The sequence below is a fragment of the Nioella sp. genome, from assembly GCF_965215655.1.
Classification (GTDB): Bacteria; Pseudomonadota; Alphaproteobacteria; order Rhodobacterales; family Rhodobacteraceae; genus Nioella.
Map to the genome: position 1 here is coordinate 2,053,495 of NZ_OZ244111.1, position 20,324 is coordinate 2,073,818.

General features: G+C 64.4%; 19 protein-coding genes. 7 read left to right on the forward strand and 12 right to left on the reverse strand.

What is annotated here, in order from left to right:
- Positions 1–46: 46 nt before the first annotated feature.
- The 4 genes from hflX to trkA all read right to left on the reverse strand — a co-directional run bounded on the left by hflX (position 47) and on the right by trkA (position 4,618).
- On the reverse strand, positions 47–1,348 hold the full coding sequence (hflX, locus tag ACOOEX_RS10250) for a GTPase HflX (protein ID WP_420398290.1): 1,302 nt from the start codon (positions 1,346–1,348) through the stop codon (positions 47–49).
- Positions 1,345–1,578, reverse strand: a complete 234-nt coding sequence (gene hfq, locus ACOOEX_RS10255; protein ID WP_071689997.1) for an RNA chaperone Hfq — start codon at positions 1,576–1,578, stop codon at positions 1,345–1,347. Before hfq ends, hflX begins: the two co-directional genes overlap by 4 nt.
- A gap of 145 nt (positions 1,579–1,723) precedes the next feature.
- A complete protein-coding gene (locus ACOOEX_RS10260; RefSeq protein WP_420398291.1) occupies positions 1,724–3,217 on the reverse strand; it encodes a TrkH family potassium uptake protein in 1,494 nt (497 codons plus the stop codon).
- Positions 3,218–3,241: 24 nt separating this feature from the next.
- Positions 3,242–4,618, reverse strand: a complete 1,377-nt coding sequence (trkA, locus tag ACOOEX_RS10265; protein WP_306044257.1) for a Trk system potassium transporter TrkA — start codon at positions 4,616–4,618, stop codon at positions 3,242–3,244.
- Positions 4,619–4,775: 157 nt separating this feature from the next.
- Between trkA and ACOOEX_RS10270 the strand changes: the two genes are divergently transcribed.
- Complete coding sequence (locus ACOOEX_RS10270; RefSeq protein ID WP_420398292.1) at positions 4,776–5,225, forward strand: hypothetical protein; 450 nt, start codon at positions 4,776–4,778, stop codon at positions 5,223–5,225.
- A 6-nt stretch (positions 5,226–5,231) separates the two neighbouring features.
- Here the strand turns inward: ACOOEX_RS10270 and ACOOEX_RS10275 are convergent, their stop codons facing one another.
- The 5 genes from ACOOEX_RS10275 to dusB form a co-directional block, all read right to left on the reverse strand.
- Positions 5,232–6,635, reverse strand: a complete 1,404-nt coding sequence (locus tag ACOOEX_RS10275; protein WP_420398293.1) for a sigma-54-dependent transcriptional regulator — start codon at positions 6,633–6,635, stop codon at positions 5,232–5,234.
- Positions 6,632–8,848: an ATP-binding protein gene (locus ACOOEX_RS10280; protein WP_420398294.1), complete on the reverse strand. Its 2,217-nt coding sequence runs from the start codon at positions 8,846–8,848 to the stop codon at positions 6,632–6,634. The genes ACOOEX_RS10275 and ACOOEX_RS10280 overlap by 4 nt, the downstream gene beginning before the upstream one ends.
- 138 nt (positions 8,849–8,986) lie before the next feature.
- Positions 8,987–10,363, reverse strand: a complete 1,377-nt coding sequence (locus ACOOEX_RS10285) for a response regulator (protein ID WP_420398295.1) — start codon at positions 10,361–10,363, stop codon at positions 8,987–8,989.
- An 11-nt stretch (positions 10,364–10,374) separates the two neighbouring features.
- Positions 10,375–11,457, reverse strand: a complete 1,083-nt coding sequence (locus ACOOEX_RS10290; protein ID WP_420398296.1) for a two-component system sensor histidine kinase NtrB — start codon at positions 11,455–11,457, stop codon at positions 10,375–10,377.
- Positions 11,454–12,437: a tRNA dihydrouridine synthase DusB gene (gene dusB / locus ACOOEX_RS10295; protein ID WP_420398297.1), complete on the reverse strand. Its 984-nt coding sequence runs from the start codon at positions 12,435–12,437 to the stop codon at positions 11,454–11,456. Before dusB ends, ACOOEX_RS10290 begins: the two co-directional genes overlap by 4 nt.
- Before the next feature lie 169 nt (positions 12,438–12,606).
- Here dusB and ACOOEX_RS10300 point away from each other — a divergent pair, with 169 nt between their 5' ends.
- The 4 genes from ACOOEX_RS10300 to ACOOEX_RS10315 all read left to right on the forward strand — a co-directional run bounded on the left by ACOOEX_RS10300 (position 12,607) and on the right by ACOOEX_RS10315 (position 16,099).
- Positions 12,607–13,782 carry a bifunctional 2-C-methyl-D-erythritol 4-phosphate cytidylyltransferase/2-C-methyl-D-erythritol 2,4-cyclodiphosphate synthase gene (locus ACOOEX_RS10300; RefSeq protein ID WP_420398298.1) on the forward strand — a complete coding sequence of 392 codons (1,176 nt, stop codon included), beginning with the start codon at positions 12,607–12,609 and terminating at the stop codon, positions 13,780–13,782.
- Complete coding sequence (locus ACOOEX_RS10305; RefSeq protein WP_420398299.1) at positions 13,779–14,270, forward strand: phosphatidylglycerophosphatase A; 492 nt, start codon at positions 13,779–13,781, stop codon at positions 14,268–14,270. Before ACOOEX_RS10300 ends, ACOOEX_RS10305 begins: the two co-directional genes overlap by 4 nt.
- Positions 14,270–14,794, forward strand: coding sequence for a CinA family protein (locus ACOOEX_RS10310; RefSeq protein ID WP_420398300.1), 525 nt, complete (start codon positions 14,270–14,272; stop codon positions 14,792–14,794). The genes ACOOEX_RS10305 and ACOOEX_RS10310 overlap by 1 nt, the downstream gene beginning before the upstream one ends.
- A 114-nt stretch (positions 14,795–14,908) precedes the next feature.
- Positions 14,909–16,099, forward strand: coding sequence for an ammonium transporter (locus tag ACOOEX_RS10315; RefSeq protein WP_420398301.1), 1,191 nt, complete (start codon positions 14,909–14,911; stop codon positions 16,097–16,099).
- A gap of 13 nt (positions 16,100–16,112) precedes the next feature.
- Here ACOOEX_RS10315 and ACOOEX_RS10320 read toward each other — a convergent pair whose 3' ends face one another.
- The 3 genes from ACOOEX_RS10320 to ACOOEX_RS10330 are packed head-to-tail and all read right to left on the reverse strand — an operon-like array spanning position 16,113 to position 18,978.
- Complete coding sequence (locus tag ACOOEX_RS10320; protein WP_420398302.1) at positions 16,113–17,417, reverse strand: MmgE/PrpD family protein; 1,305 nt, start codon at positions 17,415–17,417, stop codon at positions 16,113–16,115.
- 23 nt (positions 17,418–17,440) lie between these two features.
- Complete coding sequence (locus ACOOEX_RS10325) at positions 17,441–18,508, reverse strand: NAD(P)H-dependent flavin oxidoreductase (RefSeq protein ID WP_420394756.1); 1,068 nt, start codon at positions 18,506–18,508, stop codon at positions 17,441–17,443.
- A gap of 8 nt (positions 18,509–18,516) precedes the next feature.
- On the reverse strand, positions 18,517–18,978 hold the full coding sequence (locus ACOOEX_RS10330; RefSeq protein ID WP_420394757.1) for a type II toxin-antitoxin system RatA family toxin: 462 nt from the start codon (positions 18,976–18,978) through the stop codon (positions 18,517–18,519).
- Positions 18,979–19,073: 95 nt separating this feature from the next.
- Here ACOOEX_RS10330 and hpt point away from each other — a divergent pair, with 95 nt between their 5' ends.
- Together hpt and ACOOEX_RS10340 are read left to right on the forward strand one after the other, a co-directional pair.
- A complete protein-coding gene (hpt, locus tag ACOOEX_RS10335; RefSeq protein ID WP_420394758.1) occupies positions 19,074–19,616 on the forward strand; it encodes a hypoxanthine phosphoribosyltransferase in 543 nt (180 codons plus the stop codon).
- 164 nt (positions 19,617–19,780) lie between these two features.
- The gene (locus tag ACOOEX_RS10340) at positions 19,781–20,266 is read left to right on the forward strand and encodes a c-type cytochrome (RefSeq protein WP_420394759.1); all 486 of its coding nucleotides are present in this window, start codon (positions 19,781–19,783) and stop codon (positions 20,264–20,266) included.
- The last annotated feature ends 58 nt before the right edge of the window (positions 20,267–20,324 follow it).

Here is a 20,324-nt window from a genome sequence, read left to right on the forward strand (position 1 = left end):
CCTGTTCTTCCGGCTCAGCACAGACGCCCCGCCCAAGCCTTGCGGCCTAGCTGCGCGGCAGCGCGTGAAAGGCCTTTTTCTGCCGTGCAGTCCACAACACGTCGAACCGATAGCCCTCTTCACCCTGGCTCTCGGCTTCCACGACGCCCTCTTCGAACAGCCAGGCCCGCGCGCGACCCGCAGAATAGGGCAGTTCCACCACCGAGGAAAACCGTGGCGGCGAAAGATGGCTGGTCACCGCCTCCAGGAATGCCTCCAGCCCGTCCCCGGTCAGGGCCGAAAGGGCGACAACGTCCTCTCGCCGGGCAGCGGCGGCGCGTAGCTCATCCTGACGCTCGGGCGGCAGCAGGTCGATCTTGTTCCAGATCTCGATCATCGGGGTGTTCTGGTCGACCCCCAGATCGGTCAGGATCGCCGCCACATCGGCGGCCTGTTCCTCGGTTCCCGCATGGGCCACGTCGCGCACATGCAGCACCAGATCGGCATCGAGCACCTCTTCCAGGGTGGCACGGAAGGCGGCCACGAGCTGGGTCGGCAGGTCCGAGATGAAGCCAACAGTATCCGACAGGATGATCTCGGTGCCGTCGGGCAGTTCCACGGCGCGCATCGTCGGGTCGAGCGTGGCGAACAGCATGTCCTTGGCCAGCACCTCCGCCCCGGTCAACCGGTTGAACAGGGTGGACTTTCCCGCGTTGGTATAGCCGACGAGCGCGACGACCGGATACGGCACCTTCTTGCGCGATGCCCGGTGCAGGGCGCGGGTTTTCACCACTTTTCCAAGCTGCCGCTTGATCCGCGTCACCGCCTCGTCAATGGCACGACGGTCGGCCTCGATCTGGGTTTCACCGGGGCCACCGACAAAGCCAAGCCCGCCGCGCTGGCGTTCAAGGTGGGTCCAGGCCCGGACCAGCCGGGTCCGCTGATAGGACAGCGCCGCCAGTTCGACCTGCAAGACGCCTTCCCTCGTGCGGGCGCGATCGGCGAAGATTTCAAGGATCAGGCCGGTCCGGTCGAGGAGCTTCACGCCCCATTCCTTTTCAAGGTTTCTTTGCTGAACAGGGGTCACATGACCGTCGACCAATACAAGTTCGGCCTCGGATGCGTGGATCTTCGCCTTCAGTTCGGCGATCTTGCCGGTTCCGAACAGAAGACCCGGCTGCGCCTTGGGAAGGCGCACGACCTCGGCATCGACGACGTCCAGATCCGGCAAGGCGGCGGCTAGGGCCACGGCCTCTTGCAGCGCGGGCCCTGCGTCACGGCGGTCGCGGTCCGATTTGATATCGGGATGCAGGACAATGGCGCGGGTCGGGCCGGGTTTGCCGGTCCCGTGCAGGTCAGGTGCGCTCACTCTTCCCCGTCATAGAGATTGATGGGCTGCGCAGGCATCACGGTGGAAATCGCATGCTTGTAGACAAGCTGCGATTGCCCGTCGCGGCGCAACAGCACGCAAAAATTGTCAAACCAGGTGATAACGCCCTGCAACTTGACGCCATTGATCAAGAAAACCGTTACCGGAACCTTGGTCTTGCGAACATGGTTCAGGAACGCATCCTGCAGATTCTGCTTGCTTTCGGCCATCGGGAACCTTGCCTTATTCTTTGTTACCGTCCCTTATTGCGGAACGCGATGAAAACCTGTTTCTGAGTATGTGCATGTTTTTCGCGGATTTCCACCCCGATTCCCGCAACTTGGCCTTGGAATGCTGCAAAGGCAGCAATTCGGCCTAGATTCGCCAGAAACCGGGATTGAATAGGGCGATCAAGGCCAGCGTTTCAAGCCGTCCGAGGATCATCGCCCCCATCAGCACCATTTTAGCCGGATCGCTGAGGGCCGCGTAGACGATCGGCTGCTCTCCGCCAAACGCCGCCAGCGGGCCGGTCGTCGACAGTGCGGCGGCGGCCAGCACGAAGGAGTCCTCGAAATCCAGCCCGGTCATCGACAGGGCCAGCATGATCGCGGCGGTCGACAGGATGAACAGCATGAAGAACACCCAGGCGATATAGGCGCCCTCGCGCCGGATGCGCCGCCCCATGCGCCCGCCCGCGGCCACCGAGTGGGGATGGGTCAGCTTGCCCAATTCCCGCGCACCATGCTTGTAGAGCGCATAGACCCGGATCAGCTTGATCCCGCCCGCCGTGGTCGCGGCCCCGCCCCCCATCAGTGCCAGCCCGACCAGCAGCAGCCCCGGCGTCGGCAGGCCCGACCAGCCCCGCGCTTCGGCCCAGTAGTCGGACACGAAGCCGGTCGTGGTCACGAAAGAGGTGATGGTGAACAGACTTCCCCAAAGCGCCGTCAGCGCCGAGCGCCCCTCGACACCGGCCTCGATCTCCAACGCGCCGATCCAGTGGCGCAGGAAGAACAGCCCGGTCAGGGCAATCACCACATAGGCGGCCAGACGCAATTCCCGGTCGTGAAACAGCATGCGCGGTGTTTCGGGTGAAACACGATCGGCAAAACTGTGCCGGGTCAGCGCGAAGAGGAAGAAAAAGAAGATCACCAGTTCCGACAGAAAGCCGCCGGGTTGGGCATTCAGAGAGCCTTCGGGCGAAATGCCGGATGTGGACATCACCGCCATGGCATGGGCCAGCGCCGTCAGATCGCTTTCCCCCGCAAGCACCTGCAGCAACCACAGCAGCGATGTCAGCCCGGCATAGGTCGGGGCCAGAAACAGAACCGCGCGCCGCAGGCGAACCGCAGGCGCGGCGGCCTGCATCTGCGCACCGCTGGACACCACCTGCCGCCCCTTCGATTCCGAAGACACCTCGAACCCGCCAAGGTTCAGCGGCGCCATCACCGCCATCGCGGTAACCCAGACCAGCAGCCCGCCAAGCCAGCCCACAAGCGCCCGCCACAGATGTTCCCCATCCCCGAGCCGGGCTGGATCGAACAGCGTCGCGCCGGTGGTGGTCAGGCAGGAAAGCATCTCGAAATAGGCGTTGAAATACCGCGTGTTTCCAATGGCATCTGCCAGTGGAACCGCAAGAATCGCAGGCAGGAACAGATAGGCCAGCGCCAGCCCCGCCAGGTGGCTTCGCGCGCTTGTCACCGGCTTCAGCCCTTGCGTGGCGAAGCCCAGAACCACGGTCAGGATGAAAAACAGCAGCGCCGAGTAGAAGAAACTGCGCCCGGTGCGAAAGTCTTCCTCGATCATCGCGACGGCGGCGGGCACCAGCATGGCCAGGGCGCAGATCCCGACCAGCAGGACCAGCAGCGGCATTCTGGAAAGATACGCGCCCATGGCTCAGAAGAAATCGACCGAGACGCGCAGCAGGGCCTCGACCGCGGGCACATCCTTGGACAGCGCGAAGATCGCCACCGTGTCGCCCTCCTCGATCCGGGTGGACCCGGTCGGGCGGATCACCTTGTCACGTTTGCGCACCGCGCCGATCAGCGCACCCTCGGGGATGTCGATATCGCGCAGCTCGCGTCCGGCAATGGGCGAGGTAGACAGAACCTGCGCCTCGATCACCTCGGCCTCGGCATCGCCGATGGAATAGACCCCGCGCACCCGGCCCTGTCGAATATGGCGCAGGATGGAACTGACGGTGGTGGCGCGCGGGTTCACATAGGCGTCGATCCCGAGCGCATCCATCATCTGCACCATGGTCGGGTCATTGACCAGCGCAATCGCCATGCCCGCCCCTGCCGCCTTGGCGCGCACCGAGGCCAGCAGGTTGGTCTTGTCGTCATCGGATACACACAGCACTGCATCGGCGCGTTCCACCCCGGCCTCGCGCAGGATCTCGATATCCAGCCCGTCGCCATGCAGCACGATGGTGCGGCTCAGCGCGTCGGCGGCACGTTCGGCCTGTTCCCGGCTTTTCTCGATCACGCGGGCGCGGATGCGGGTGGAGGATTTCTCCAGCTCCTGCGCCACCGCAAGGCCGACATTGCCGCCCCCGATGATCACGACCCGTTCCTGCCGGTGCACGGGCTTGCCGAAAATCTCCAGCGTGCGGGCGGCGTCATTGTCATGGGTGAAGACATAGATCTCATCGCCCGCGAACAGCTGGTCGCCCGGATCGGGCGCGAACAGCGTCCCGCCGCGGCGCACGCCAACAACGATCGCGCGCAGGGTGGAGAAGAGCTCGGACAGTTGCTTCAGCGGCGTGTTCACGACCGGGCAATCGTCATCCAGCCGGATGCCCATCAAGAGCGCCTCGCCGCCCAGGAAATATTCCGTGTCGAAGGTTGAAGGCGAGGCGAGCCTGCGCAGCGCCGCCTTGGCGACCTCGCGTTCGGGGCTGATCACCACGTCGACAGGCAAGTGTTCGCGCCGGTAGAGGTCGGAATAAACCGCCGTCAGATAGCTCTGCGCACGCAGACGGGCGATCTTGCGCGGCACGGCAAAGATCGAATGGGCCACCTGGCAGGTGACCATGTTGACCTCGTCCGAGAAGGTGGCGGCGATGATCATATCAGCATCCCGCGCGCCCGCCTTGTCCAGCACATCGGGGTAGGACGCGAACCCGGTGATCCCCTGAACGTCGAGCGTATCTGTCGCCCGGCGCACCAGTTCGGGATTGTTGTCCACCACGGTGACGTCGTTGTTTTCGCCGGAAAGGTGACGCGCGATTTGCCAGCCTACCTGACCTGCCCCGCAAATGATGATCTTCATCGGCCCTTGCCCGTCCTCGTCTGACCGCGCTGCGGCCGGGCCTTCTGCATGGCAGAGACGGGCGCAGCCGTCAATTGTCAGACCCGGCCAGATCCTCTGGCGCGGACGGGGATTCCGGCTATGATCTGCCCATTAATTTCAAAGACCTGAGGCCGCCATGATCCGCCCCGCTGCATTTGCCCTGACTTTCCTGACCCTCGCCGCCTGCAACGTGACCGAGTATTATGCCGAGGGCCGCTCGGTTGCCGATCGCGACCGCGATATTGCGATATGCGAAGCCGAGGCGGTAACCGCCTATCCCCCCAGCATCGTCACGCTCTACACACCCCGCATTTTCCACCCCGGTCAAACGACCTGCGATGCCGCCGGAAACTGTGTCACCAGCGAAGGCTATTGGGAAGGCGGCGACCCCTATTCCGAAGACGTGAACGAGGATCTGCGTCGGCGCGCCATTGCCGGCTGCATGGGCGGGCGCGGCTATGCGCGGGTCAGCCTGCCGATTTGTTCTTCGGATCAGACCGTCCGCGCCTCGACCATCATGGCGCCCTTGACCGACGACACCTGCGTCGTGCGCAGCGGTGGCGCGTCGATGATCGTGAACCCCTAAGCAGGATCACTGCTCTGTGTCCCCCACCTGAGCCACCCGGGCCCCGGCCCGGTTGGTGGTCACGACCCCGAGCGATTTAAGCTTGCGGTGCAGCGCGCTGCGCTCCATGCCGACGAAATTCGCGGTGCGGCTGATATTGCCGCCAAACCGGTTGATCTGGGCCATCAGGTAGTGCCGTTCGAAAAGCTCCCGCGCCTCGCGCAGGGGCAGCGTGGTCAGGCCGGGCGACAGGGCGATCTGCTCGTCCTCGCTGGCAACAGCCCCCTGCCCCGGCAGGTCGCGCGCCTCGATCGGGCCGGTGCCGTCACCCAGGATCAGCACCCGTTCGATCATGTTGCGCAATTCCCGGATATTGCCGGGCCAGCGCATGGTTTGCAGCATCGCCTCGGCATCCTGCCCGAGATCGCGCAGCGGCAGGCCCTGTTCGCGGTTGAACCGCTCGATGAAATGGCGGGCCAGATCGGGAATGTCTTCGCGCCTCTCTTCCAGGCTCGGCACATCAATCGGCACGACGTTCAGCCTGTGGTACAGCTCCTCGCGGAAAGTTCCCGCCGCGATTTCGACCTTCAGGTCGCGCGTGGTGGAGGAGATGACCCGCAGATCGACCCGCACCTTCGAGGTGCCGCCGACGCGGGTAAAGCTCTGATCCACCAGCACCCGCAGGATCTTGGACTGGGTGCCAAGCGGCATATCGGCGATCTCGTCAAAGAAGATCACCCCGCCATGGGCCTGCTCCAGCAGCCCCTGTTCCACCCCGCGTTCCGGGCTTTCGCGGCCGAACAGAACCTCTTCCATATGCTCCGGCGATACCGAGGCGGAACTGACCGTCACGAAAGGGGCATTGGCCCGGTCGGATTGCGCGTGGATGTAGCGGGCAGAGACCTCCTTGCCCGATCCCGGCCCGCCAGTCAGCATCACGCGGCCGTTCGACTTGGTGACCTTGTCGAGCTGAGATTTCAACGTCTTGAAAGCCGCGCCCGCCCCGATCATCTCGTCCGAGCGGCCATCCTGACGGCGCAGCGCCGAGTTCTCGCGCCGAAGGCGGCTCACCTCCATCGCGCGGCGGATCACCACCAGAAGCTGGTCGATATTGAAGGGCTTCTCGATGAAGTCGAACGCGCCCTGTTTGATCGCGGCCACCGCGATTTCGATGTTCCCGTGGCCCGAGATGATCACCACCGGCACATCGGGGTTGTCGCGCTTGACATGGGACAGGATGTCGATCCCGTCCATATTGCTGTCCTTGAGCCAGATATCGAGGATCATCATCCCCGGCGGCTCCTTGTTCAGCTCGGCCATGCATTCGTCGGAGTTCGACGCCATGCGAGTCGAGAAGCCCTCATCCTGCAGGATGTCACAGATCAGCTCTCGGATATCGCGCTCGTCGTCGACAACCAGAATATCACTCATGTCGCGTCTCCTTCGCTCTCGGGCAGGCGTGGCAGGATGATCCGTGCCATTGCACCCGGATGCGCGTCGTCCTGAAACGGCTCCGCATCCAGCAGGTCCAGTGACCCGCCATGTTCCTCGATGATTTTCTTGACGATCGGCAGGCCCAGGCCGGTGCCTTTTTCCCGCGTCGTTACGTAAGGTTCAAACAGCCGCGCCCGGTCGGGTGGCAGGCCGATCCCGTTGTCGCTGATGGTGATTTCCACCGTCTCCGGCTGCAACGTCATCACCACGCGAATTTCCGGCTCATGCCCCTCGGGCGCACCTTTTTCCTGCAAGGATTCAATGGCTTCCCCGCCGTTCTTGATCAGGTTCGTCAGCGCTTGTCCGATCATGGTGGCATCCAGGTCGGCCAGAATGGGCCCCTCGGGAATATCCGTGACAAAGCGGGTGCCGGGCTGGCCCGCCTTTTGCAGCAGAACCGCATCGGACAACAGCCGCGACATGTCCTCTGGCTGGCGTTCGGGTTCCGGCATCCGCGCGAATTTGGAGAATTCATCGACAATGCGGCGCAGGTCGTTGGTCTGGCGCACGATCACATCGGTCAATTGCCCCAACTGCTCCGCATCGGCCTCCTCCAACAGCTTGCTGAACTTGCGCCGCACCCGTTCGGCGCTCAACTGGATGGGGGTCAGCGGGTTCTTGATCTCATGCGCGATGCGGCGCGCCACGTCGCCCCAGGCGGCCATCCGCTGCGCGCTGACCAGGTCGGTCACATCGTCGAAGGCCACCACGTAGCCTTCCAGATCGCCATCCTCATCCAACCGCACCGACATGCGCACCAGCAGGCTTTCCGCCTTGCCCCGGCGTGTGACCTTGATCTCTTCCTGCACCACCGGGGCGGCCCGGTCGCGCAGCCTTGCAAACAAAGCCTCGTATTCAGGAACGGCCACCGCAAGGCTGATCCCAAGATCGCGCTGTTCCACGAGATCCAGCAGACGAATGGCGGACCGGTTCATGAAATCGACCCGGCCATCTGCGTCGAGCCCGATCACCCCTGAAGTCACCGAGGACAGCACGGAGTCGAACTGGCGGCGACGCTCTTCTGTCTGGTCGTGCTGTTCGATCAACGCTTCGCGCTGCCCCTTCAACTGCCGGGTCATCTGGTTGAACAGGCGTCCCAGCATGGCAATCTCGTCATCGCCCGGCTCCTCCAGAACCCGCACATCCAGATCGCCCACACCGACCCGCTGCGCGGCCCCCGCCAGCCGCCCGACCGGGCGAGCCAGCCGTTCGGCGAACCACAGCCCAAGCCAGATCGCGGCAAGGATCAGGATGACGGCAAAACCAAGGTAGATCAGGCCGAACTGGAACAGGAACTGCCCCCGCTCGCTTTCCAACTGGCGATAGAGGCCCACGGTCGCCTGCGTTTCATCCAGCAGCGCAATGATCTGACCGTCCACCTCTCGGCTGACATAGAGATAGCGGTCGGCAAAGGCAGTCAGGCGCACAAGGGCACGGAATTCATTGGTTGCCCGATCCTCGATCAGGATGACATCGCCTTCCGCTGCGGCGGTCAGATCCTCGGCGGACGGGCGTTCATAATCGAACAGATAGCTGCGTTCGCCCCGTGCACGGATCTCGCCGCCGCCGTCGATGACGAAGGCCTCTCTCAACCCGCGCTGAATCGCCCCCTGCCCCTGGCTGAGCAACTGACGCAGGTCGCCATCGGCCAGAAACGGTGTGGCGCGGCGATTGAGGTTCAGGAAGGCGGCAAGCGCAATCGCGTCTTCGGTCAGGTCGTCACGATGCTCCTCCTGATAGGCATGGGCGGCGTCCACCGAATGGCCGAGCGCGTTGCGCACCCGGTCGGAGAACCAGCCCTCCAGCCCCATATTCACGGTGATCGTGGCGAAAATGGCCACCGCCACCGTCGGCAGCAGGGCCAGCAGCACGAAGACGCCCGTCAGCCGCAAGTGCAGCCGCGACCCCGCCGATTGCGCGCGGCGTGCGGCGATCATCTTGGCCACGCGATAGAGCACCAGTGCCGCCACGACCAGCGTGTAGACAAGGTCCGCCAGCAGCACCAGACGCAGCGAGGGAGAGGCGACCACCTGCCCGAGCGGGCCCATGACAAGGAAGGTCGCAACCGCCAGAACCGGGCCAAGCAGGACCAGCGCGAATGTGCCGATCGTGCGCAGACGGCGCTGCTGACGCAGGGCCAGCAACCGCATCAGTGGGGAATCCGCATCACTCTGCGCAGGGGTACTCACCCGGAAAAGCCTCATATGTTGGGCAGAGGATCCACCCGACCGCAAAATCTGGTAGCACAATTCCCGCCGTTACATGCAGGCAACGCTACTGTTGCGGTTTTACATCAACTTCCGGCGGCGAGTCACGCGAATATCAAGGTCGGTGATCTTCTTGCGCAACGTATTGCGGTTGATGCCAAGCAGATCGGCGCATTTCGCCTGATTTCCGCCGGTGGCATCCAGTGCGATCTCAATGAGTGGCATTTCCACTTCCCGCAGGATACGCGTGTAAAGCCCCGGCGGCGGCAGCACCCCGCCATGCAGGTCGAAATAGCGCTTGAGATGCTTGGCGACCGAGGCCGACAGCTTTTCACCGTCCCCGGACCCGATCAACGGCTCGATTTCGGGCTGGTTGCCAAGCACCGCCTCGACCTCGGGCTTGCCGATCACCTCGACAGGGCTGGTCACGCTCAGCCGACGGACGGTGTTTTCCAGCTGTCGCACATTGCCCGGCCAGCTATAGGCGCGGATCATCTCCATCGCGCCGGGTGACATCCGTCGCACCGGCAGACCGTCGCGTTCGGAGCGGGCAAGGAAATGCTCGGCCAGCAGCGGGATGTCATCCACCCGTTCGCGCAGCGCCGGCACAGAGAGGGTGACACCGGACAGGCGGTAGAACAGGTCCTGCCGGAAGGCGCCTGCCTCCATCCGCTCGGTCAGATCCTTCTGGCTGGTGGCCATGATACGCGGCGCACCATCGCCGAACCCATCCAGCATCCGCACGATCTTGCCCTGCGCCGCATCGTCGAAATCCCCGATCTCATCGAGCAGGAGCGATCCATCCCGCACCCGTGCCAGCACCTGTTGCGGACCGTCCGGGGCATCCAGATCAGAGGCGGTCACAGTCACGAATGGCAGGGTGCGCCGGTCGGAAAAGTCGTGGATCGCGCGGGCGATCAGGCTTTTGCCCGTCCCGCTTTCGCCCGTCACCAGCACAGGCAGATCCGCGTTCATCACCCGCGCCACCAGCCGGTAAAGCGCCTGCATCGCCGCCGTTCGCCCGACCAGCGGCAGATCTTCCTGCGGGGCCTCGGCATTGGCCACATTCGGGGCGCGTGTCACCGGGGCGCGGCGTTTCTGTTCCAGCGCGCGGGCCGAGCGCTTCATCAGGTCGGGCAGGTCGAACGGCTTGGGCAGGTAGTCATAGGCATCGGCCTCGGTCGCCTGGATGGCCGTCATGATCGTATTCTGGGCCGAGATCACGATGACCGGCAGGCCGGGGCGTTTTTCGCTGATCTTCGGCAGCATCTCCAACCCGTTCCCGTCGGGCATCATTACATCCGAGATCACCAGATCGCCCTTGCCCTCATCCACCCATCTCATCAGCGTCACCAGCGACGAGGTGGCATGCACCTTGCAGCCCGCGCGGGTCAGGGCCTGGGTCAGAACGGTGCGGATTGTGCGGTCATCATCGGCGACAAGTACGGTGCCATCCATTTGGGTCGTCCTTAGCGGTCAGTCGATTTGGCCGGTCGCGACGGTGCGACCGGCAGGGAAATGCGGAACACGGTGCGGCCCGGCACGGACTCCACCGCGATCCAGCCGTCGTGATCGGCGATGATCTTGGACACCAGCGCCAGCCCCAGCCCGGTGCCGTTCTCGCGGCCCGACACGAAAGGGTCGAAGATATGAGCGGCAATCTCGGGCTTGATGCCGGGGCCGTCGTCGCTGATCTCCACATGCAGGGGCACCGCGCCGCGCGTGCCATCGGACCGGCGCACGCGCAGGCCCGGTTCGTAGAAGCTGCGCAAACGGATGGTGCCGCCCTGCTGGCCCGCCTCGGCGGCGTTCTTCAGAAGGTTCAGGAACACCTGCTGCAATTGATCCGGATCGGCCATGGTCATGGGCAGCGAGGGGTCATAGTCATCCTCGATCTGCATATGGGCGGCAAAGCCGACGGCGGCGGATTTCCGGGCGCGGTCCAGAATATCGTGGATATTGACGGGCTTTACCGCTGGCGGGCGGACATTGCCGAACTCCTCCACCTGGTCAAGCAGCTTCACGATGCGCCGGGTTTCCGCGACGATCAGGTCGGTCAGCTCCAGATCCTCGCCCGTAACCGACATGGAAATCAGCTGTGCCGCACCGGTGATGCCCGCAAGCGGGTTCTTGATTTCATGGGCCAGCATCTCGGCCATGCCGATGGCGGATTTGGCGGCGGATTTGGAGGTCAGCGCCCGGTGCAGCTTGCCCGCCAGGGCCCGGCTTTCCAGCAGCACCAGCACATGATCGCCCTGTTCCGCCAGCGGCGCGATCTGCACGTCACAGCTTTCGGGCTTGCGGCTGCCCGTGCCCACGTCGACCGCATTGACGAAGAGCGGCGCACGCCCCGAGCGGACCCGCGCAAAGGCCTCTTCCAGCGGTGCATCGACGAAAATCTTGTCCCAGACCGGGTTGCCTTTCAGCGACCGGGAAGAGGCATTGAGGAACAGCTCTCCCGCCGGGTTCACATCGGCGATGCGGTCCTCGCCGTCGATGATCACCGCCGGGATAGGCAGCGCGGTCCAGAGCGTCGCGGTCAGGTCGATCATGCCGCCATCTCCTCTGTATCCGTCAGCATCCGGGGGATCAGCCGAACCACGCGGGCCGGGTCGCTGGCGGTCAGCACCTCGCGGCGCAGCGCCTTGCTGGTGCCCGCCTCATCCATGTACCAGCCCAGATGTTTCCGCGCGACGCGGGTGCCAAGGGACGCGCCATAGAAAGACAGCATCGCCTCGTAGTGACCGGCGATCATGTCGGCCAGCGCGCGATCTTCCGGGATTTCGGGCGCTTCGGCACCAAAGAGATCATGAGCGATTTGCTGCAATTGCCAGGGCCGCCCCTGCGCCCCACGCCCGACCATGACGCCATCGGCCCCGGACAGGCGCAGGGCGTCCCCCGCCGTGTCGCTGTCGACGATGTCGCCATTGGCGATGACGGGAATCGACACAGCCTCCGTCACGGCACGGATCGCGGCCCAATCGGCAGCGCCCTTGTAGAACTGGCAGCGGGTGCGCCCGTGGATGGTGATCATGCGGATGCCTGCCGCCTCGGCCCGCTGTGCCAGATCGGGCGCGTTCAGCAGATCATCGTCCCAGCCAAGCCGCGTTTTCAGCGTGACGGGCACAGAAACCGCGCCCACCACCGCCTCGATCAGCGTCAGCGCATGGTCGAGGTCTTTCATCAGCGCCGAGCCGGAATAGCCGTTTACGACCTTCTTGGCGGGACAGCCCATGTTGATGTCGATGATCCGCGCGCCTTGCCCTTCAGCCAAACGCGCCGCCTCGGCCATCCAATGCGCCTCGCGCCCCGCCAACTGCACGGCGGTGTTGTCCAGCCCGAAGCCAAGCTCCGCCCGCGCGCGCACGCTGGCCTTGGCCTCGACCATTTCCTGACTGGCTACCATCTCCGACACCACAAGGCCCGCGCCGAAGCCCGACACCAGGTTGCGGAACGGCAGATCGGTGATTCCGGCCAGAGGCGCCAGAAAGACCGGGGGATCGAGGGGCTTTTCTGCCAGCAAAATGGCCAATTGCTTAATCCTTGAGCAGTCACCCCTCGATGTAGGGGGTTTCCCCGGTGGTTGCAAAAGTTTCGCGGCGGAAAACAGGGGCAACGCAAACATTGCCCATTTTTTAGGCGCTTGAGGTGGGAAATTCAGCGACATTGTGCCAGCCGCGCTTTCGCCCTATCAGGGCGCCATGACCAACCACGCCCCGATCCCCCAAGCCCCCCGCGTCGCCGCGCTTGTTGTCGCGGCAGGCCGTGGTCTGCGGGCCGGTGGCGATATTCCCAAGCAATATCAAGCGCTCAAGGGTGAGGCTGTTCTGACGCGGACCCTCAAGGCTTTGGCCGCGCATCCGGTGATCCGGGATTTTGTCGTCGTCCATCACCAAGACGACTCAGACCTACTGGCCACAGCACTGGCGCCGATTGATCAATCGGTCATCACAACGGTCGGCGGTGCGACGCGCGATGCCTCGGTCCGCGCGGGGCTGTCAGCTATGCCGGACGGGGTGGACTACGTGCTGATCCATGACGCCGCCCGGCCCCTGGTCAGTCCCGAGGTGATCTGCAGGGTGATCGAGGCACTCGCCACCCATCCCGGCGCGGCCCCCGGCCTGCCGATGGTCGATGCGCTGTGGCAAGGCGACAGCATCGTTCAGGCCATCCGCGCCCGTGATGGGCTGTTCCGTGCCCAGACCCCGCAGGGCTTTCACCTCGCCGCCATCCGCGCCGCACATGCCACCCATCCCGGCGGCGCTGCCGATGACGTGGCGGTTGCATTGGCCCATGGGCTGGACATTGCGATCACGCCGGGTGACGAAGACAATCTGAAACTGACGAGGCCCGAGGATTTCGCCCGGGCCGAGCGGCTACTGGAGGCCCGAGCCATGATCGACATTCGCACCGGCAACGGGTTCGACGTGCACCGGTTCGGCCCCGGCGATCATGTCTGGCTCTGTGGTGTGAAAATCCCCCATGGGCGCGGGCTTCAGGGCCATTCCGATGCCGATGTTGGCCTTCACACTGTCACTGATGCAATCTATGGGGCACTGGCCGAGGGCGATATCGGCACCCATTTCCCGCCTTCCGATCCCCAGTGGAAGGGCGCGGAGAGCCATATCTTTCTCACCCATGCCGTTGATCTGGCACACGAAAAGGGCTTTGCAATCAGCAATGCCGATCTGACATTTCTATGCGAACGGCCCAAGATCGGGCCACACGCTGCCGCCATGCGCGCCCGGCTGGCAGAGCTTCTGCGCATCGACGCAGCCCGCGTTTCCGTCAAGGCGACCACGACAGAACGGCTCGGCTTCACGGGCCGCGAAGAGGGCATCGCCGCCATGGCCACTGTCACATTGGTGAAATCATGAACCGTCTTATCGCCACCGTCTTCTATGTGGGCCTTCTGCGCCCTGCCCCCGGAACCTGGGGCAGCCTGGCCGCGATACCGCTGGCCTATCTTCTGCACCAGCTTGGGGGCTTTGTCGCCCTTGCAGCGGGCACGCTGATCGTGGCGATCGCAGGCTGGTGGGTGACGAACGAACTGACGCGGGACAGTGCCGACAAGGACCCGTCCGAGATCGTGATCGACGAGGTTCTGGGCATGTTCCTGGCACTCTGGCCGGTCTCCTACGGTGCGATGATGGCGGGGGCGGATTTCTTTGCGCTCTGGCCCGGTGTGCTGACCGCCTTCCTCGCCTTCCGGCTTTTCGACATCTGGAAGCCCGGCCCCGTCGGTCTTGCCGACCGGCGCGGTGATGCGCTTGGGGTGATGCTGGACGATGCCATCGCCGGTGGCCTTGCCATGATGGTGGTCGCGGTGCTGGCGGTGCTGGCGCATCTTCCGGGGCGGATGTGATGCTGGCCCGGACCCTGCTGGAAGAGGCCCGCGCGGGCCATCACGTTATCGCCACGGCGGAAAGCTGCACCGGCGGGCTGGTCGCGGGCGCGATCACCAGCGTGGCGGGATCGTCGGATATCTTCGACCGGGCCTTCGTGACCTACACGAACCGCGCCAAGGTGCAGATGCTGGGTGTCAGCCCCGACACGTTGAGAGAACATGGTGCCGTGTCAGAACATGTGGCGCAGGAAATGGTGGCCGGGGCATTTGCGGCCTCGCAAGCGACCATCGCCGTCTCCATCACCGGCATCGCGGGCCCAGGCGGGTCCGAGCACAAGCCAGAGGGTCGGGTTTGCTTCGGCCTTGCCTGGGAAAACGGGCTGCGAACGGAAACCATCGAATTCGGCGCGCTTGGCCGGGACCAGGTACGGGCCGCGGCTGTCGATCATGCCCTGAAAATGATCCTGACAAGCATCAGACAGGATACGCATGCAACTGAGGCAAACCGTCATGTAAACGCCCAAGATTTGCGCAGTTTTTGAATTGCCCCCTGTTTGACCAGCTCAAACGTGCATTGCCTCTTTATTTATCTGTCCACCTTCCGCTTTTCGGCACTCAACCGCTGAAAAAACAAGCATGCGAAGGGACAGATCACCATGAACGGTGCAGATACAGCATGGATCATCGTCGCCACGGCGCTGGTTCTCTTCATGACATTGCCGGGGCTGGCGCTTTTCTATGGGGGCCTCGTGCGGGCCCGCAATGTGCTGAGCGTGTTCATGCATTGCTACGCCATCGCCTGCCTGATGAGCATCCTGTGGCTGGCGCTCGGCTATTCCATCGCCTTTGGCGGGTCGGGCAATGCGTTCTGGGGCGGGCTTGACCGGGTGTTCCTTTCGGGTGTGACCGCCGACAGCCTGTCGGGCACATTGCCCGAGGTGCTGTTCTTCGCCTTCCAGATGACCTTTGCCATTATCACACCTGCGCTGATCGTGGGTGCCTATGTGGAGCGGGTGGGCTTCGGCTTCGTGCTGCTTTTCTCGGCGCTGTGGATGCTGCTGTGCTATGCGCCGGTCGTGCACTGGGTCTGGGGCGGCGGATTGCTGGCGGGCAACGATGACGTTGCGCCGCTCTTCGGTACGGCTGTGCGCGATTTCGCGGGCGGGATCGTGGTGCATGAAACCGCCGGGATCGCTGCGCTGATGATCGCCTTCTTCCTCGGCCCGCGCCGCCACACCACCACGCCGCCGCACAATCCCGGTTACGTGATGATCGGCGCCGCGATGTTGTGGGTGGGCTGGTTCGGCTTCAATGGCGGCTCGCAGCTCGCGGCCGACGGGGGCGCGGCCATGGCCCTGACCGTGACGCATATTTCCGCCGCCACCGCCTCGCTGAGCTGGGGCCTGTGGGAAAAGATCAAATACGGCAAGGTCAGCCTTGTGGGCGTCGTCACTGGCACCATCGCGGGGCTTGCCTCGATCACCCCAGCCTCGGGCTTTGTCGGGCCGCTGCCCGCGCTGATCATCGGCGCTGTTGCGGGCATCCTGTGCCAGGAAGCGGTGAACTTCATCCGCAACAAGGCAAAGATCGACGACACGCTGGATGTCTTCGCCGTGCATGGCGTGGGTGGCATCTTCGGCACGATCATGATTGCGGTTTTCGTGCCCGGGGCATGGGCCGCGCAGCTTGGCTCGCTGGTCGTGGTGGGTGTCTATACGGTCGTCGTGACGCTGGTGCTGATCTACGTGGTCAAGGCCATCACACCGCTGCGCGTCGATGCGGAAACCGAGACCAATGGGCTCGACCTCACGGTCCACGGCGAACGCGCCTACGACATGTCGAGCTGACCTGACGGACGGGTCACAGCTTGCAAAGCGTCGCGCCGATCTCTCCCGGCGCGGCGCTTTTTTCGATCAAGCCGTGAAGGTCGCGGACCTTGTCCTGACCAAGCAACGCCTCGGCCTTGGCCCGCACCTTTACCGCGCGGGTGGACAGCGGCAGCGGGGTCAGCAGGTCATGACTGGCCTCTCGCGCCTCTCCGTTCAGGGTCAGGCGGACACGGGTGGCGGTTTCGGGCAAGGTCTCATCCGGCGTGACACGCACCTTCTGCCTCAGTGCCTTGACCTGCGGATCGCGCGCCAGCGCATCGGTGAAGGTGCCGAGCCGGGCCGTGTCGTACCCGAGCGCCGCCAAAGCCATCACCTGCGCATAAGAGAATTTGGCCTCCAGCCCGGTGGCGGGCGAGGCGATATTGCAGACGGTCAGCCAGCGCGGATGGGTCGCGACCTCGATCGAGGTGATGCCGTCAGGGTCTGCGGGCAGCAGCTCCGCGACCGCCTCCAGTGCTGCATGCAGCCCATGGCAACAGGCGTGAAACTTGTGGCTGACCTGTTCGAAGAGCCAGATTTGCCCAAGCCCCTGAAGCGCGTCCATGTCGCCTGCCCCGTGATGGGTCGGCCCAAAGCCCTGGGCATCCTCCAATCCGGCCCGGCGTGGATCAAACCCATGCGCAACCAGCAGCGCCGCTTCTACCCCGTTGGCGGCTGCAATCCCGGCATTGAAGGGTTTTCCCATGGTACCGAATTGCGATTTCAGCCCTGAGGCACGGGTACCAAGAAGGCCCATCACATCGGCCAACTGCCCCGCATCCAGTCCCAGTAGCCGCCCCGCCGCCAGACCTGCGCCGAACGCGCCCGCCGTGGCGGTCTGGTGGAATCCGGCCTGATAATGATCGCGTCCGAGCCATTGCCCCACTCTGATCGACGCTTCAACTCCGATCAGAGCCGCTTCCTGCACCGCCGCTCCGATGGCGCCGAGGCGCTCGCCCATGGCCAGAGCCGCAGGGATCACGGCGACCGACGGGTGACCGATATGGGCGAAATGGGTGTCGTCATAATCCAGCGCGTGGGAAATCGTGCCATTGACCAGCGCCGCCATACGGGCGGGGACAAGGGGATCACAGCCGATCGCATGGGCCTGCGGGGTGCCGCCCTCATCCGCAGCCAGTGCCCGCACCGCCTGCGCGACCGGTTCGTTATGCCCCGCAGTGGCCACCGCGCACCAGTCAAGGAGTGACAGTTTCAGGACCTCCTGCGCGCGCTCTGCCCCCGTCAGCGGGGCCGCCGCAAAGCGGGCCAGTGCATCAGTCAAAGGGGTCTCGGTCATGGTTTCTCCGCCGGGGTCATGCGTCAGACCCGCGCCAATGCGGCCTCGGTTTCCGCCACCAGCCGGGCGACCACCGCGGACGTGGTTTCGGCCCGAACCAGCCCCGCCCCCTGCCCCGACCAGAGCGCCACCGCATCCGGCATTCCGGCCTTGGCAGAGGCCGTGCGGATCGGGCCGGTCGCTGCGTTCATCATCGGGAAGTCAGGCCAGTCAGAATGCACCGCCATCTCGCGCGAGAAGTCGTTGGCCAAACCTCGCGCCAAACGCCCCGAATAGGCGCGCGTGGCCATGGTGTCGTCGCCCGTGGCCGCGACCACCGCCTGTTTGTGCACCTCGGGGCTTGCACATTCCGGCGTCGCGAGGAAGGCCGTGCCCACCTGCACGCCGGCAGCCCCCAGCATCAGCGCCGCCGCCACGCCGCGCCCGTCGGCAATGCCGCCCGCCGCCACCACCGGCACGCTGACCGCATCCACCACGCGCGGCACCAGCGCCATGGTGCCGGACAGGTCGGCGCCCCTGCGCGGCAGGAACCAGCCGTTATGCCCCCCTGCCTCTGCGCCCTGAGCGACGATGATATCGGCACCGTGATCTTCCAGCCACCGGGCCTCTGCCGCCGATGTCGCCGAGGACAGGATCAGGATGTCCGCCGCTTTCAGCCGCTCCACCAATCCCGCCTCTGGCAAGCCGAAATGGAAGGACGCCACCGTCGGACCGCAGGCAATCACCGCCTCGCACAGGGCCTCGTCGAACAAGGGGATTGCATCAGCAGGGGCCTTCACCTCGCCCGCGCCCAACCGATCATACCAGGGGGCCAGACGTGCCGCGACCTCTGCATTCAGGTCCTCATCCGGCACCGGCCGGTCATGCACGAAGAAATTCACGTTGAGGCTGCGATTGGTCCCGGCCTGCGCCGCGCGCAATTCCGCCGCCATCGCCTCGGCCCCCAACATCGCACAGCCGAGCGAGCCCATGGCCCCCGCATTCGCCGCAGCGACCGCCATGGCAGGCGTCGTCGCCCCGGCCATCGGGGCCTGAATGATCGGATAGTCGATGTTGAGTGCCCGCGTCAGCGGTGTGTCATGCCAGGCCATACCCGACGCTAGCCGGGCGCACCCTGTCCGTAAAGCACCTTCGCGCGGTCCTCGAAGGCCTGCACGATCCGCGTCATCGCCTCGTGAAAGAAGAGCCCCGCCGCACCCTGCAAAAGCTTGCTCTTGAATTCGAAATCCACGTCGAAGCTGACCTCGCAGCCGCCATCCTCGACATCCCGGAACCGCCAATGCGAGATCAGATGCTTGAACGGCCCCTCGATATATTCGGTGTCGATCTCGCTCAACTCAGGGCGCAGCGTCACGCGGGACCCGAACCGTTCGCGGAACATCTTGAAGCCCACCACCAGATCGGCCAGCATCACATCGCCGCCCTCAATAGGTGTCACCGAGCGCACCCGCGCGCCCATGATCCACGGGATGAACTGCGGGTATCGCGCCACATCGGCCACCAGATCATACATCTGGGCTGCGCTATATGGCAGCAGACGGGTCTCGGCGTGGCTTGGCATGCGTCTTTTCCGGTTTCCTCTTGCGCGTCCCATGTCCTAAAGTTCCTGCGGGAATTCAAGGGACAGGGGCGGTTTTGCCGCCCAAAAGGGGCGATATGGCGCAGAAACCTTACGTAGTGGACAAAATGATCTCGGCCAAGGCCATCGCGGCGCGGATCGAGGAACTGGCGCGAGAGATCGAACGCGCATTCGCGGGCACCGACAAGTTGGTGGTCGTCGGGCTGTTGCGCGGCAGCTTCGTCTTCATCGCTGATCTTGTGCGGGAACTGAACCTGCCCGTGGAGGTCGATTTCCTGGAAACGTCGTCCTATGGCAGCGGCATGGAAAGCAGCCGCGAGGTGCGCATCCTCAAGGATATCCGCGGCGAGATCGAGGGCCGCGACGTGCTGGTGGTGGAGGATATCGTCGACACCGGCCACACGCTCAACCACGTGCTGCACCTGCTGGAAAGCCGCCACCCCAAGCGGCTGGAAACCATCGCGCTGCTGGACAAGCCCTCGCGCCGCGAGGTGGACGTGAAAGCCAGCTGGACCGGGTTCGAGATCCCCGATGAGTTCGTCGTGGGCTACGGCATCGACTTCGCCCAGAACAACCGCAACCTCGGCCATATCGGGAAGGTGCGGTTCACGGAGGAGTGAGGGAATACCCTCGGTTCAGTGCACTTCCGCACATGCCAACTCTGTATTTTCGCACAGACCCTGTGCAGATCACACCCGCGTGAGGTGGGGGTGAGGGGCTTGCGTGATGGTGCCTGATACCGTGATGCTCATTGGTATCGCACGTTTTCATCAGGGAGTTCCCAATGCGTATCTTCTCCAAATCCCTTCTCGCCGCCGCGGCGCTGACCTTGCCGCTGGCCGCCACGGTTCAGGGCGCGGGCCATGGCGACAATCCTTATGCCGGCCATATCGCGGCACGTCAGGGCTATATGCAGATCCTCGCCTTCAATATCGGCGTTCTGGGTGGCATGGCGCGGGGCAATATCGAGTATGACGCCGAAGCCGCGCAGACCGCCGCCAACAACCTGGCTGCCATGGCGGGCGTCGATGGGCGTCCGACCTGGCCCGCCGGCTCCGATAATGCCGCGCTTGGCGATGCCACCCGCGCCCTGCCCGCGATCTGGGAAGATATGGGCGGCTTTGGTGAAGAATGGATGGCTTATGGTGCTGCTGCAAGCGGCATGGCCGACGCAGCCGGCAACGGGCTGGAGGCGCTTCAGGCAGCCATCGGCCCGCTTGGCGGCTCTTGCGGCAGCTGCCACCGGAACTTCCGTCAATCCGACGACTAAGCTCGTCTCGGGACGGCATCGCAATTCCGCCTTGCCGTCCCGATGAAAGGCCATTTCC